Source organism: Mesorhizobium sp. M0800 (assembly GCF_040320095.1).
Taxonomy (GTDB): domain Bacteria; phylum Pseudomonadota; class Alphaproteobacteria; order Rhizobiales; family Rhizobiaceae; genus Mesorhizobium.
This window is the reverse complement of sequence record NZ_JAMYOZ010000010.1, coordinates 97,426-110,943: the sequence shown is the minus strand read 5'-3', so window position 1 is coordinate 110,943 and position 13,518 is coordinate 97,426. Positions and strand designations below refer to the sequence as shown.

Annotated in this window: 17 protein-coding genes and 1 tRNA gene; 9 read left to right on the top strand and 9 right to left on the bottom strand. The window is 61.2% G+C overall.

What is annotated here, in order from left to right:
- Positions 1–48 precede the first annotated feature (48 nt).
- Entirely contained in the window at positions 49–582 is a 534-nt protein-coding gene (locus tag NKI18_RS15160) for an outer membrane protein assembly factor BamE (RefSeq protein ID WP_023674505.1), read from the bottom strand.
- 114 nt (positions 583–696) lie between these two features.
- Here NKI18_RS15160 and NKI18_RS15155 point away from each other — a divergent pair, with 114 nt between their 5' ends.
- The 7 genes from NKI18_RS15155 (at position 697) to NKI18_RS15125 (ending at position 5,631) form a co-directional block, all read left to right on the top strand.
- On the top strand, positions 697–1,236 hold the full coding sequence (locus NKI18_RS15155; RefSeq protein WP_023674506.1) for a ubiquinol-cytochrome C chaperone family protein: 540 nt from the start codon (positions 697–699) through the stop codon (positions 1,234–1,236).
- Between the two features lie 40 nt (positions 1,237–1,276).
- Positions 1,277–1,825: a YceD family protein gene (locus NKI18_RS15150; protein ID WP_352619228.1), complete on the top strand. Its 549-nt coding sequence runs from the start codon at positions 1,277–1,279 to the stop codon at positions 1,823–1,825.
- Positions 1,826–1,948: 123 nt separating this feature from the next.
- The gene (plsX, locus tag NKI18_RS15145) at positions 1,949–3,019 is read left to right on the top strand and encodes a phosphate acyltransferase PlsX (RefSeq protein WP_352449317.1); all 1,071 of its coding nucleotides are present in this window, start codon (positions 1,949–1,951) and stop codon (positions 3,017–3,019) included.
- Positions 3,020–3,028: 9 nt separating this feature from the next.
- A complete protein-coding gene (locus tag NKI18_RS15140) occupies positions 3,029–4,000 on the top strand; it encodes a beta-ketoacyl-ACP synthase III (protein WP_023674509.1) in 972 nt (323 codons plus the stop codon).
- Positions 4,001–4,103: 103 nt separating this feature from the next.
- The gene (locus tag NKI18_RS15135) at positions 4,104–4,427 is read left to right on the top strand and encodes an integration host factor subunit alpha (RefSeq protein ID WP_352525270.1); all 324 of its coding nucleotides are present in this window, start codon (positions 4,104–4,106) and stop codon (positions 4,425–4,427) included.
- A gap of 245 nt (positions 4,428–4,672) precedes the next feature.
- On the top strand, positions 4,673–5,215 hold the full coding sequence (locus NKI18_RS15130; RefSeq protein ID WP_023674511.1) for a MerR family transcriptional regulator: 543 nt from the start codon (positions 4,673–4,675) through the stop codon (positions 5,213–5,215).
- Positions 5,216–5,289: 74 nt separating this feature from the next.
- On the top strand, positions 5,290–5,631 hold the full coding sequence (locus NKI18_RS15125) for a hypothetical protein (protein WP_353019962.1): 342 nt from the start codon (positions 5,290–5,292) through the stop codon (positions 5,629–5,631).
- A gap of 126 nt (positions 5,632–5,757) precedes the next feature.
- Here NKI18_RS15125 and NKI18_RS15120 read toward each other — a convergent pair whose 3' ends face one another.
- Positions 5,758–5,949, bottom strand: a complete 192-nt coding sequence (locus NKI18_RS15120; protein WP_023674514.1) for a hypothetical protein — start codon at positions 5,947–5,949, stop codon at positions 5,758–5,760.
- Between the two features lie 317 nt (positions 5,950–6,266).
- Between NKI18_RS15120 and NKI18_RS15115 the strand changes: the two genes are divergently transcribed.
- A complete protein-coding gene (locus NKI18_RS15115) occupies positions 6,267–6,545 on the top strand; it encodes a helix-turn-helix domain-containing protein (protein WP_023674515.1) in 279 nt (92 codons plus the stop codon).
- A gap of 119 nt (positions 6,546–6,664) precedes the next feature.
- A complete protein-coding gene (locus NKI18_RS15110; protein WP_352681610.1) occupies positions 6,665–7,123 on the top strand; it encodes a YbaK/EbsC family protein in 459 nt (152 codons plus the stop codon).
- A 38-nt stretch (positions 7,124–7,161) separates the two neighbouring features.
- Here the strand turns inward: NKI18_RS15110 and NKI18_RS15105 are convergent, their stop codons facing one another.
- The 7 genes from NKI18_RS15105 to NKI18_RS15075 all read right to left on the bottom strand — a co-directional run bounded on the left by NKI18_RS15105 (position 7,162) and on the right by NKI18_RS15075 (position 13,280).
- On the bottom strand, positions 7,162–7,356 hold the full coding sequence (locus tag NKI18_RS15105) for a hypothetical protein (protein WP_023674517.1): 195 nt from the start codon (positions 7,354–7,356) through the stop codon (positions 7,162–7,164).
- 148 nt (positions 7,357–7,504) lie between these two features.
- Positions 7,505–7,738 (bottom strand): hypothetical protein, encoded by a 234-nt coding sequence (locus NKI18_RS15100; protein ID WP_352449320.1) that lies wholly within the window; start codon positions 7,736–7,738, stop codon positions 7,505–7,507.
- Between the two features lie 790 nt (positions 7,739–8,528).
- Positions 8,529–8,605, bottom strand: a tRNA-Pro gene (locus tag NKI18_RS15095).
- A 36-nt stretch (positions 8,606–8,641) separates the two neighbouring features.
- Positions 8,642–9,931 carry an O-antigen ligase family protein gene (locus tag NKI18_RS15090; protein WP_353019960.1) on the bottom strand — a complete coding sequence of 430 codons (1,290 nt, stop codon included), beginning with the start codon at positions 9,929–9,931 and terminating at the stop codon, positions 8,642–8,644.
- Positions 9,928–11,463 carry an undecaprenyl-phosphate glucose phosphotransferase gene (locus NKI18_RS15085; RefSeq protein ID WP_352575920.1) on the bottom strand — a complete coding sequence of 512 codons (1,536 nt, stop codon included), beginning with the start codon at positions 11,461–11,463 and terminating at the stop codon, positions 9,928–9,930. The genes NKI18_RS15090 and NKI18_RS15085 overlap by 4 nt, the downstream gene beginning before the upstream one ends.
- A 116-nt stretch (positions 11,464–11,579) precedes the next feature.
- Positions 11,580–12,704 (bottom strand): glycosyltransferase family 4 protein, encoded by a 1,125-nt coding sequence (locus NKI18_RS15080; protein WP_352619215.1) that lies wholly within the window; start codon positions 12,702–12,704, stop codon positions 11,580–11,582.
- Between the two features lie 12 nt (positions 12,705–12,716).
- The gene (locus NKI18_RS15075) at positions 12,717–13,280 is read right to left on the bottom strand and encodes a polysaccharide biosynthesis/export family protein (RefSeq protein WP_254817578.1); all 564 of its coding nucleotides are present in this window, start codon (positions 13,278–13,280) and stop codon (positions 12,717–12,719) included.
- Between the last annotated feature and the right edge of the window lie 238 nt (positions 13,281–13,518).

Here is a 13,518-nt window from a genome sequence, read left to right as displayed (position 1 = left end):
TTACAGGGAAGCGAAAGGAACGGAAGGAAGCCGACACCCTCGGGTGGATCAGGTGCCGCCGAGCGTGCTGCCGCCGCTGGCGCCGGGAACACCAGGCGCCAGCTTGCTGGCGCCACTGATGATCTGGCTGAGGAAGTTCTGGTCCTTGCCGCCGGTCGGCGTGGTGCGCGAGATGAAGTCGAACACCTTGCCGTCCTTCAAGCCGTAATTGGCGATCTGGGTGACGCGCCCGTCATCGCCAAAATAGACCGCCAGCACATGTTGGTCGACCAGCCGCGGCTTGTCGAAGGCGACATAGCGCTTGCGCGTCTGAGAAATGTAATAAAAGGCCTCGTTATCGAAGGTCGCCTTCGTCGAGGGAGTGCCGAGCGCCAGCAGCACCTGTTCGCGGCTTGAGCCGACCGGCACCAGGTCGATCGCCTGCTGGTCGATGACGTAGCCTTGCGTCAGCGTCTCGCTCGGATTGAGATCGCCGATCATCTTGGACGAATTGCAGGCGGAAAGTGCCGCAGCGATCACCAGCAGCGAAACCGCACCGCCGGGCCTGGGCAGGAAAGTCGACTTGAATTTCAGCGCGCGCAACTACAACTCCATAAGCTGGCCGCAACTTGCGCTGGGCCGCAAAACCGGTAAACCAGCTTGCTTGCCGATGCAACAAGGCCACTTCAACAAACGGTCCCGGGAGACCACCCTCAAATGTTCCAGCGCCTCTTTGGCCGCGAACGACATGCCAACCGCGCCATCACCGAGGCGCTTTACGCACAAATCGTGGCGGCGGCGCGGCAAACGGTGTTTTATTCCGCCTGGAACGTCCCGGACACGCCGCTCGGCCGCTTCGAGATGCTGTCGTTGCACATGTTCCTGTTCCAGCACCGGTTGCGCGGCGAGGGCGGTGCTGCGGCAGAGGTTGCGCAGGTGCTGATCGACGAGTTCTTCATGGATGTCGAACATTCGTTGCGTGAATTGGGCATTGGCGACGTCGGCGTGCCGAAGCGAATGCGGAAACTGGCGAAGATGTTCTATGGCCGTACCGCCGCCTATGATGATGCGCTGCAACGAAATGACCATGATGCACTCGCCGCCGCCCTTGCCCGCAATGTCAGGCCGGATGCCGGCGCCTGGCCGCAAGCGTCGCAACTGGCACTCTATGCCGCCGATGCATCAAGGCAACTCGCGGAACAGCCGACCGAATCGATCGTTTCCGGAACGGTGGCATTTCCGGTGGCCAACGCTTGAGCGACGGCAGGCCGATGAAGGTGGCGAAGTGGAGGCGAAGATGAAACACCCTGATACCCACAGCCCGGTGTCATTCCTGGCAAATGTCGCCCGGCTGCCGCAAAAGGGGCTGCCGGTGGTGATCGATGCCGACGCTGGGCAGCGCGCCCTGCTGGCCGTCGAGCACGAGCTGCTTTCGGTCGAGAACTATCGCGCCGAACTCCTGGTCGAGCCCTGGAAGCGCAACGGGGTGAAAGTCAGCGGCCATGTCGAGGCCGATATAACGCAGGCCTGCATCGTCACCCTCGACCCGGTCGAGGCGCATATCGATGAGCCGGTCGAAGCGCTGTTCCTGCCGGAGCAATCCAAGCTCGGGCGGCAAGGTTTCGACGGCGGCGGTGAGATCCTGCTCGACGCCGAAGGCCCGGACAGCCCGGAAACCTTTTCCGGCGATGCGATCGACGTCGGGGCGCTTGCCGAGCAGTTCTTTGGCTTGGCGATCGATCCATATCCGCGCAAGCCGGGTGTATCGCTGGAGGCCGCCCGCGATGCCGAGCCTGTGGAGAATGAATTCCAGCAAAAGCTCAGATCACTGTTGGGAAAATCCTGATAGCTGACCCAATTTGAGAAAAGTTGGTTGTGCGGCAGCCCAAAACCGTTATTTTCGCCGAACCTTCGCGAGCCCCGCACCTTGGCAAGCCCGCTGGCCAAGCAACCGTGAGATGAACACCGCGTGATCAGGATTTCCATCGATGCCATGGGCGGCGATCACGGGCCAAGCGTGGTCATCCCGGCGCTCATGACTGTCGCCACCCGCCGTCCGGATATACGCTTCGTCATTTATGGGCGCGAAGAAGTGGTACGGCCCGAACTCGCCAAATTCCCCAAGCTGGCGGAAGTGAGCGAGTTCATCCACTGCGAGATCGCAGTGCGGATGGACGACAAGCCGAGCCAGGCGCTGCGCCATGGCCGCTGGAAGTCATCGATGTGGAAGGCCGTCGAGGCGGTCAAGGCAGGCACTGCCGACGCCTGCATCTCGGCCGGCAATACCGGCGCGCTGATGGCAATGTCCAGATTCTGCCTTCGCACCATGGCGACCATCGATCGCCCGGCAATCGCGGCGCTCTGGCCGACATTGCGCGGCGAGAGCGTGGTGCTGGACGTCGGCGCCACCATTGGCGCGGATGCGCATCAACTGGTTGATTTTGCCATTCTGGGCACCGGCATGGCGCGCTCGGTTTTCGGCATCGAACGGCCGAGCGTCGGCCTGCTCAATGTCGGCGTCGAGGAGATCAAGGGCCAGGAAGAGGTCAAGGAGGCGGGTCGTATGTTGCGCGAGGCCAACATGGCCTCGATGAACTACCATGGCTTTGTCGAGGGTGACGACATCGGCAAGGGCAGTGTCGACGTCGTCGTTACCGAAGGATTTGCCGGCAACATCGCGCTGAAGACGGCGGAAGGCACCGTCAGACAGATCGCCGGCTATCTGCGCGCGGCGATGAACCGGACGCTGATGGCCAGGATCGGCTATATCTTCGCCAAGACCGCCTTCGATCGCCTGCGCGAGAAGATGGATGTCGGCCGCTCCAATGGCGGCGTCTTCCTCGGATTGAACGGCATCGTGGTGAAAAGCCATGGCGGGGCTGATTCGGATGGCTTCGCGGCGGCGATCGAGCTTGGCTACGATATGGTGCGCAACAATCTGCTTGACCGCATCGAAGCCGATCTCGACCTGTTCCATGCCCGCAATCCGAATGCCCAGACAATCCGGAAATCCGACGTCGTCATCGACGCAAAGGAATAGGAAAGAGCATTGATCAGATCAGTCGTGCGCGGCACGGGCGCCGCGCTGCCCCGCCGCATTATGAAGAATGCCGATTTCGAAGGCATGGTCGAGACGTCGGACGAGTGGATCGTCCAGCGCACCGGCATTCGCCAGCGCCACATTGCGGCCGACGACGAGACGACGGCCTCGCTGGGCGAGGCGGCAGCGCGCGCAGCCCTCGACAGCGCCGGCCTGACGGCTGACGACATCGACCTGATCGTGCTGGCGACCTCGACGCCCAACAACACCTTTCCCGCGACCGCGGTCGAGATCCAGAACCGGCTCGGCATGCACCACGGTTTTGCCTTCGACCTGCAGGCGGTCTGCTCCGGCTTCGTCTATGCAGTGACGACCGCCGACCTCTATATCCGCGGCGGCTTGGCCAGACGGGTACTGGTGATCGGCTCGGAAACGTTTTCGCGTATTCTCGACTGGAACGACCGCTCGACCTGCGTTTTGTTCGGCGACGGCGCCGGCGCGATGGTGCTGGAAGCAGGCACGGGGGCAGGCGGCATCGCCGACCGAGGCGTTCTGGCGGCCAGCCTGCGCTCCGACGGCATCCACAAGGACAAGCTTTTCGTCGACGGTGGGCCGTCGACCACCGGAACCGTCGGGCACCTCAGGATGGAAGGCCGCGAAGTGTTCAAGCATGCGGTCGGCATGATCACCGACGTCATCGAGGCGACGTTCGCACAGGCCGGCATCGGCGCCGCCGATCTCGACTGGTTCGTGCCGCATCAAGCCAATAAACGAATTATTGACGCTTCGGCCAAAAAGCTCGGGATAGAGGAGCGGAAGGTGGTGGTGACCGTCGATTTGCACGGTAATACCTCGGCGGCTTCCGTGCCGCTGGCACTGTCCGCAGCCGTCGCCGACGGTCGCATCAAAAAGGGTGACCTGGTACTGCTCGAGGCGATGGGCGGCGGCTTCACCTGGGGTGCCGTCCTGCTCCGCTGGTAAGTGCCGAACTATCGGGTTCGGGTCCTTGACCTTGACGGATCAATTACTTAGGTTCTGCCGTTGCTTGTATGATTTATGTTTTTGAGCTGATGGGACGGTTCGTATGGGGGGAAAGACACTTACGCGCGCCGACCTCGCCGAAGCCGTTTACCGCAAGGTTGGGCTGTCACGTACTGAATCGGCCGAGCTTGTCGAGGCGGTGCTGAATGAGATCTGCGAGGCGATCGTTCGCGGCGAGACGGTGAAGCTGTCGTCCTTCGCGACCTTCCACGTCCGCTCCAAGAACGAGCGCATCGGGCGCAATCCCAAGACCGGTGAGGAAGTGCCGATCCTGCCGCGCCGGGTGATGACCTTCAAGTCGTCGAACGTGCTGAAGAACCGTATCCTGCGCTCCCATCAAACCAGCAAAGCCAAGGGCAGCAAGTAGCCGTCCAATCCCCCTTTGCCAAGAATCATGCTCCAGGCTTCGGTTGAAAAGCGAACCCTGCTTTTGCGCCGGGCTTGAATATTGTTTCATAAACCGCTGAAATAAGATGCGATTCGGTACGCCGGATCGGTATTTGGCTGTGATCCGTTCCGGCGGGACGGAAAGCTGCTCTCCTTGTTAAGTGTGATGTCGCCCGAACCCGGTTCCCGCCTTTCGCGATCATGCTCTAGCGTGAGGATTCGCCCATGGACAAGAGCCCTGATGCTTTCCGCACCATCAGCGAGGTCGCGGAGGATCTGGATTTGCCGCAGCACGTGCTGCGCTTCTGGGAGACGCGTTTCAACCAGATCAAGCCGATGAAGCGCGGCGGCGGCCGCCGCTACTACCGTCCGCAGGACGTAGAACTGATCAAGGGTATTCGTCATATGCTCTACGACCAGGGCTATACGATCAAGGGCGTGCAGAAGCTGTTGCGCGAGAACGGCAACCAGTTTCTGATCGCCGTCGGCAGTGGCGACATGGCAGCGGTCGAGGCGATCTCGCAGCGCCGACAGGCCGACACGGTACCGCTGACGCAAGCGGCGCAGCCGCGCGGCCCGGACGACGAAATGCTGGTTGGCCAGCCGAGGGTGAAACCCAGCCGTCGTTTTTTCGGTATAGGCAAGACCGACGAGGAAGGTCCGGTTCCGCCGGACACGTCAAAACTTTCCCGTGACAATCGCGCATTGCTGCAGGAGGCGCTGTTCGACCTCCTGGAATGCAAGCGCCTGCTCGATCAGGTTCGCTAGAGCCCGCCGGGCTGACCGGAACGGTCTTCAGGGTCATGCGTTAGGCTTCCTTCTACAGATGAAGGAAGCACGTCATGGCATCGCTTTCGAGCATCTCCGACACCGATCTGAACAAGCAGGTCGCGGCCTTGGCCAGGGAACTGGCCACCTTGAAGAAAGCCGTGTTGAAGCAGGGCGGCGCCCTTTACGAAGACGGGCGCGATACCGCGTCGGATTATTATTCGGATATCACTGAGCGCCTCGGCGACGCCTTGCCGGCAATCAGAAGGCAAGGCCGGGCGATCGAGAAGACCGCCCGAGATCACCCGGCGACGGCGGCCGCTGTCGGGCTGGTTCTGGTCGGGCTCGTCGCCAGTCTGTTCCTCGGCGGCCGGCAGCAACAAGCACCGCGAGCGCGTTCAAGATCGGCACGTTGAGATAAGCAAATGGCGGTGGTCAGCGGACCGCCGCCATTTTTCGCCGACACGGAAAGCCCGGCAAGCGCGCCGCCCTTGATCAAGCACCAGAACGCCTGATTGCGGGTTGTTCGCCCGAGGGTGTTTTCAGTACTTCTTCGCGACAACCTTCTTGTGATGGTGGCGGTAGTGGTGGACGCGGTGATGGTAGTGATGGCGGTGATGCTTCTTGACGGTGGTGTGCATCGTCGTTGCATTCGCGCTGCTTGCGCCGATGATCGGCATCGAGAGGGCAAGTGCGATTGCAAGTCCAAGGGCGGAGAGAAGAGGCTTCTTCATGACATCGTTTCCTTTTTGCGCAGGCGGAATTTGAGCGTCACTGATTCAGGTCGGTGACTCGAGCGCTGCGGTTGGGACTATCGCCTTGGAGTTTTTCGGCAGTTTTTCCGGCCTGTAGAATTTTGTTTCCGAAGTGTGTCTGCTGACGATCCGGCCAGATGTCGGCGCGCCGGCATCCGCCATTCATTCCGGCGTCGGTTCACGATGCCGTGACGCTATCTTTGATGCTTGGCAAATCACCGGCGAGCGGGCATTCTCCCGATCGTCTCAGGCAACAACATGATTTGATCTAACTCTTTCATCCCACGGAGTTGCCAATGCCCCAAATAGCAAAACGCGAACCTTACTCCGAACTGGCGGCGAGCGCGGTTACGCCTGAACGCAGTGCCGTCCGAACCGCCCGGGAAGCCCGTGGATACAGCATCGAAGAGCTGTCCCTGGCGTGCGGGCTGGCAGCCTATGAGATTGCCGACATTGAAAGCGGCAAGGATGCCGATCCCTCGAAACGTCGGCGTATTGCCTCCGCGCTTCAACTTCCGGAAAGCGCTCTGTTTGACGAAGCCGTGTTGCCTGCCAAAAGGCGATCCGTGTCGTAGCGACCTGCCATGCTTTTATTCCACGAGCTCGCCATGGGTTGCCCTGGCGGGCTTCGTTTTTTCGGCCACGTAGTGGACTTGCCGGCCGCCACGGCGACGCCAGACGGAAATTGCTGGAGATGAGCCTCGAATCCGTTCGCGCCTTTTTCGCCGCACACGCGCCCGACATTGAAGTCATCGTCACGGAGGCAAGCTCGGCGACGGTGCCTCTGGCCGCCGAAGCGCATGGCGTAGCGCCGGCGCAGATTGCCAAGACGATCTGCTTGCGCGCCGGCGACCAGACGATGCTGATCGTGGCCAGCGGGATCTCCAGGCTGGACAATCGCAAATTCAAGGACCGGTTTGGTGGCAAGGCGCGAATGCTGGACGCCGAGCAGGTGCTCGCCGCGACCGATCATCCCGTCGGTGGGGTGTGCCCGTTCGGCCTACCGGCGCCGCTCCCGGTCTACTGCGACATCTCGCTGCGCGCCTTTGACGAGGTCGTCCCGGCGGCAGGCGCGACGAATGCCGCCGTACGGCTCAGCCCGCAACGCCTGGCCGACCTCGTCGACGCCGAGTGGGTGGATGTGTGCCAGTAGCCATTTATCCGGGTCGTGGGATCCGCTGAGCGTTACCGCTACTCGGTCTTCTGTGGCTCTTCTTTCTTGATCGTCTGAGCGTCCGTGACAGTCGACATATCGGCCTTCTCGACGCTTGCTGTCTTCGTCTGCGTGTCGACCGATGCCTGGACCTTGGAATGCGCGGGGCAATCTGCAGAGGCAGCTGATATGGACATGGTCAGTGCCGCGGCTATTGCGAGGAATGTCTTCATGATCATTCTCCTCTTTCGTTCGATGGGTAAAGTTAGCCCGCCTGGCACCGACCGCAAAATCACATTTGTTCACAACGCGCTCCTGCGCACACGGAAGCCGACGCTGGGCCAGTAATTCAAATGGTTGCGCGGATAGCCGCTTGCCGTATCAAAGCCCACTGGCTCCGGCCGGAGGATTTTTGGCGTTAAAGATCTCGCCGCTCAGAGCCAGTCTCAAATCTTCGGCGCTGAGCTGACCACTTTCAAATAAATCCATCACCCTGCGGCCGAGCAGTTCTCTGCCTGGATCTCCATCAGCGAGGCCTAGTTCACGGCATCGGGCATCGAGTGCCTTGGTCAACATGGTCAGATCGGCAGGACAGGCAACCCCTTGAAGCGACATTGCATCTCTCCCGGAAAGGGCGAAAGCGCGTGGCATCTTCGAAGCGTCCGCTCGCCCTTACAACTGCGGACGACGGCAATTCAACTACAGCCAACCTTTTTCGAACTCAACATTCAAACGTACCAAAACGCCGCGCGCTCCAATGGGAGGATCCTGCTACAATACGGTATGGCCGTCCGAATAGCGGTTGTCCTCGCGCTTCTTTTCGCCTTCGCCTACGGTTTCGCAAAACTCGCGGAACATTATGGCAGCGTTGGCGACAGGCCCTCTCCGTGTGAAGAATTGCCCTATCCTGATTGTCCTGACCAAAAGGCTCCTCCCCGGGAAGAAACTGAGCCTTGAGCGCGCGCATGTTCAGGCCAGGCCAGCCGTCGGGATTGAATTAGTTCTTTCCAACCGACGGTTGGTGGACGCATTGCAGCTGATGCGCCTAGGGTTCACTACGATCCGCGCGCACCGGGCATGCCCAACCCCCGAGTCACCCCTGCCTGATGCAAGGCGCCTGATCGAGTCCCGCCGTTCTGGCATGTGCGGCGGGACCTTTTCTTGTTGAAGCTGGAATACGGGCTCACGATAAAGGTTGGCGTACGCAGCAAAGCTTGCCTAGCCATTACCGCGCGGTTTCTCGGTGGGCTTCTGGCTAGACGCCAGCCTCCGTGCCTCGCGCACGAGTGATGCGTGATCGATTCCTCGATGAGATCACGCGCCTGCGTATGTTGCGCCGGCTGCAGTGCGGCTATTGTCTGTACAGCCAGTTTGGGGGAAAACTGGCTAGGCCTTTGGATTTTAATGGTCGGAGTGGCCGGATTCGAACCGACGACCCCTTGACCCCCAGTCAAGTGCGCTACCGGGCTGCGCTACACTCCGGACCGGTCGCGATGTATCGTGATAGACCGGGTCCGGTCAACCGAATTCGGTTGCTGTCCTGCCTGAAGCAACCGCGACGGGGATTGCCGGTCGCTGCGCCGCCCGCAGCTGCCACTGGTGGCGGTATTCGAGCGCGATGGCACCCCAGATCAAGCCAAGCAGCAGGTAGACATGGCGCCAGTGGTCGATGTCGATGAAGGTGCCGAGCCCGATATTGCCGATGAAGGCGACGTAGGCGCATAGAAGATAAGGCTGCCACGGCCGGTCGCGCAGCAGAATGCGGAAGCCGGCGGCGATCGTCCAGCACGTCAGCGTCAGGAACGACACGAAGCCGAGCCAGCCGTAATCCATCAGCATCTTCAGCCAGATGTCGTGCGTGTCCTCGCCGAACATCTTGCCGAAGACGAGCGGGCCGATGCCGAACGGATGCTCCAGTGCCATCTGAAAGCCGATCGTATAGCGGGCGAAGCGGCCGAGCCGGGCGGTGTCGTAGCTTTGTTCGAGCTGTGCGCGGTTCGAGAACATCTCGGCGACGCCTGGCAGTTGCAGGATGACGATCATTGCGATGACCAGCAGTCCGACGGCGGCGATGGTCATGACGACGACGCGCAGCTTGAACTTGCCGCTGGCGCTCTGCAGGAACAAGGCACCGGTCAGCAGGATCGCCGAAACGGCGAACATGCCCCAGGCGCCGCGCGAAAAGGAAAAGAAGATGCCGGCGGTGATTATCAGCAACGGCACCGCCAATAGCGGCATGCGCGCGACCGAGCCGGTAAGCAGCAGGTAGAGCAGGTAGATGCCGGGCAGCACCAGGAACGGACCGAACACGTTCGGGTCCTGGAAGGCGCCGGCGGCACGGTCGTATTTGGTGAAGATCTCCGCTCCTGGAAAGGCATGGAAATAGCCGGCTATGCCGACCAGCGAAGTCAGCACTGCCGACGCCACATAGGCGACGAAGATCACCCGGTAGAGACTGGGCTGGACCGCCGTTACCGAAGCGAAGAAAACCGCGGTTAAGGCCAGGAACAGCGAGACGGCGAGATAGAGCGGCGTGCCGGCGAGGTCCGACATCTGCGTCATCGAGATCATACCGCCGATGTTCATGATTACCAGCAGCACCAGAAGTGGCACCGCCGCGCGCTGTATACGCATGCCGAACAAGGGCCACACCACGATCAGCCCGATCATATAGAGGTCGTATGGCGCCGGCTCGGCAATGACGAAACCGGACAGGAAGACGCCGAGGAAAACCGCCCCCGACGCAATCAGTGCGATGAGCTTGGCGTTGACCGCCGCCGCCGGCAATTCGTAGGCCGTCGCGCTCAATACGCGTTTTCCGTGTTGAGCAGGCGGATCGGCGTCAGGAACAGGATCCTCAGGTCGAACAACAGCGACCAGTTCTCGATGTAATAGAGGTCGTATTCCGTCCGCATGCGGATCTTCTCGTTGGTGTCCATCTCGCCGCGCCAGCCATTGATCTGCGCCCAGCCGGTCACACCGGGTTTGACCTTGTGGCGGGCGAAATAGCCGTCGACCACTTCATTGTAGAGGAGGTTGTGCGACTGCGCGGCAATGGCGTGCGGGCGCGGCCCGACCAGCGACAGCGAACCGAACAGCGAATTGAAGAACTGCGGCAGTTCGTCGATCGAGGTCTTGCGGATGAAGCGGCCGACGCGGGTGACGCGCGGATCGTTCTTGGTCACGGTCTGTTTGGCCGTCGGGTCCGCCTTGTCGGTATACATCGAACGGAACTTGTAGACGTCGATGATCTCGTTGTTGAAGCCGTGCCGCTTCTGATGGAACAGCACCGGCCCCTTGCTGTCGAGTTTGATCGCGATTGCGGTCGCCAGCATCACCGGCGAGAACACGATGATGCCGATGATCGAAAAGACGATGTCGAAGGCGCGCTTGGCGACCGAATCCCAGTCGTTGATCGGCTTGTCGAAGATATCGAGCATCGGCACCGAGCCGATGTAGGAATAGGCGCGCGGCCTGAACTGCAGCGCGTTCGAATGCGCCGATAGCCGGATGTCGACCGGCAGCACCCACAGCTTCTTCAATAACTGCAGCACGCGCGATTCGGCGGTCAGCGGCAGCGAAACGATCAGCATGTCGATGCGCGCGATGCGGGCAAATTCGATGAGCTCGGAAATCGTGCCGAGCTTGGGATAGCCGGCGACAACCGGCGGTGAACGCTTGTCACCACGGTCGTCGAAGATGCCGCAGATGCGGATGTCGTTGTAGGGCTGCCTTTCGACCGAGCGGATCAATACCTCCGCGGCCTTGCCGCCGCCCACGATGACGGCGCGGCGCTCCATCCGCCCGTCGCGCGCCCAGCGCCGGATCAGCTTCGAGATCACCAGGCGGAGACCCAGGATCAACACGAAACCGACGACGAACCACGTGCCGAAGAGCAGGCGCGAATAGTCTTCCGACATTTTCATGGTGAAGGCGGTGAGCGCCATCAAGGCGAATGTTCCGGCCCAGACCAGCAGGAGACGGCCGAAATTGGCGATCGGCCGCATCAGCGCGACGATCTGGTAGCGGTCGGTGACGTCGAACAGAACGACCGCGAGGAACGAAGTGGCGGCGATCGTCAGTGAGTATTGCCAGGCAAGATAGTTGAAAAAGCCGACATAATAGAAATAGACGGCAAGACCTGACACCAACAGCAGCGCGAATTCCACCATGCGCAGGACCCCGCTCACCATGATCGGCGACATCGTATCGCGCCGGTATTGCGAGGCGACCTGGCGGGCAACATCGTTCATGCCGCCGGCCGTATTGTTCTCGGCAGGGGCGTCGAATTTGCGCACCGCGTCTAGCGAAAAACGGCGCGCTGGGTCGATTTCGTTCATGGGGCGTCCGCAGGTTTCCCTCAGGTGAATAGCAAAAGAGAGCTAAGAAACCCTTGAAACAACAGATGGCTTTGGAGACGCTTTCACCAGGAGCAGCCCGGTGGAAACCCGTTGCTCTATTTTTTGAGCGCGGCGAAATAGGCCTTTTCGATTTCGGCGGCCATTACATCGGCGCCGAAGCGTGCCTTGAGGTCGGCGAGGCCGGGCATCAGGCCTTTGTAGGTGTCGAGATCGGCCAATGCGGCGCTTATCTTGTCGCCAAGTTCGCGCGGGTCGGGCCGGATCAGGACAGGTGAGCCGGTGTCGAAGATTTCCGGTATGCCGCCGACCGCCGTCGCGATGATCGGCTTGCCGGCGGCGAGCGCTTCCAGAACTATATAGGGCATGGCTTCCGCGCGCGAGGGAACGACGACCAGTTCGGCCAGCCTGAAGGCGAGCCTGGCCGGCATCGGCGCCAGGAAGCTGACCTCGAGGCCGAGCTGATTCACCTGGGCGCGATAGCGCGGCAGGTCGTCGCCGTCGCCGACCATCAGCGCTTTCAATGGGCGGCCGAGCCGTGTCGCGGCTAGCCCCAGCGCATCGATGAAGATGTCCGGGCCTTTGAGGTCTCGCATCATGCCGATATAGAGGAGGTCAACCGCATTGTGCTCGGCCCGCACCGGCTCGAACTCGGCGCCGCGCAGGCCGTTGTGGACGAGAGCGTTCGGAATGGGCGGCTCGCCGACCTTCCTGCGATAAGTCCGCCGCTCATAATCGGAAACAAACAGCAGGCAATCGGTGAAGCGAGCCATGAAGCGCTCGAGCGCGAAGAACAGCTTCCCCATGGCGGTGGTCTCGTCATAGTGAAGCGAGCCGCCATGCGGCGAATAAAGGCGGGCTACGCGAGACCTGGATACCCGCAACAATGAGCCGAACAGACGGGCATAGGCGCCACCTTTGGCGCCATGCCCGTGCAGCACGTCCGGCCGCAATTCTTTTATGATCCTATAGGTGCGCCGGGCCGAGGCGAGATCGCCTGGCCCGACATGCCGCTGCATCGGGGTGCGGTGAATGCCGAGCGCCAGGCTGCCTTTCATCTGTTCGAACAGCCGTTCCTCGAAATCGCCGCCCGTCGTCGAATCGCAGACGATGCCGACGGCATGGCCGGCGGCGACCTGAGCCTCGGTCAGGTCGCGCACATGCCGGAAGATGCCTCCGACCGGTGAGCGAAAGCAGTGGACGATCCTGAGTGTGTCCGCCACTTTGTCAGCACATCAAAACAGGCGTTCGCGAACATAGACTGTATCGCCGGGCAGTAGCGGGTCGGAGGTCACCACGCGTCCGGTTATCACCTTGCCGTTGATGTCGCGGGTAATGTCGACGCTTTCCTGGTTGGCGCGTGGCGTGAACCCGCCGGCGATGGCGACGGCTTTCTGCACGGTCAGGCCTGGAACGTAGGAATACTGCCCCGCCGCACCCACTTCACCCATGACGAAGATCGGCCGGTAGCGATCGATTTCGACCGAAACATCGGGATCCCGCAAATAACCCTGGCGCAGTTTCTCGGCGATCTCGCCCTCGAGCTGCTGGGCGGTGTGGCCGCGCGCCGGCACGTTGCCGACGAGCGGCAGCGAGAGATAGCCGGACTGGTCGACGCTGTAGGTATTGGTCAGTCCTTCCTGCTCGAACACGGTTACGCGGACGCGGTCGCCGGCGCCGAGGCGATAGGGCTGGTCGAGAACTTCATGGAATGCGGCCGGCGTCGGCCGGTAGCTGGAGCAGCCCGAAAGCATCGATACGGCAAGCAGCGCGCGGAAAAGGGGAGCAGTGCTTTTCATGAGCGGACACGTACCTTTGAATAGCCGGCGACTCTGCGGCAAACCTTAACGATCGAGCTCGGTTATCATCCTGTTAGGGTTAATGGCCGGTAAAGGCGCGCGGCCGATGCGGGCCGGATCGACAAATGCAGATGGTTTTCAGCCTCTTGTTTGCGGCTTGTTAGTAGAGCCTGACAGGTTCTTACCGCGATATTAACGGCTGAGTTACCATAGTTGTTTACGGTGCATGCTGACTCAG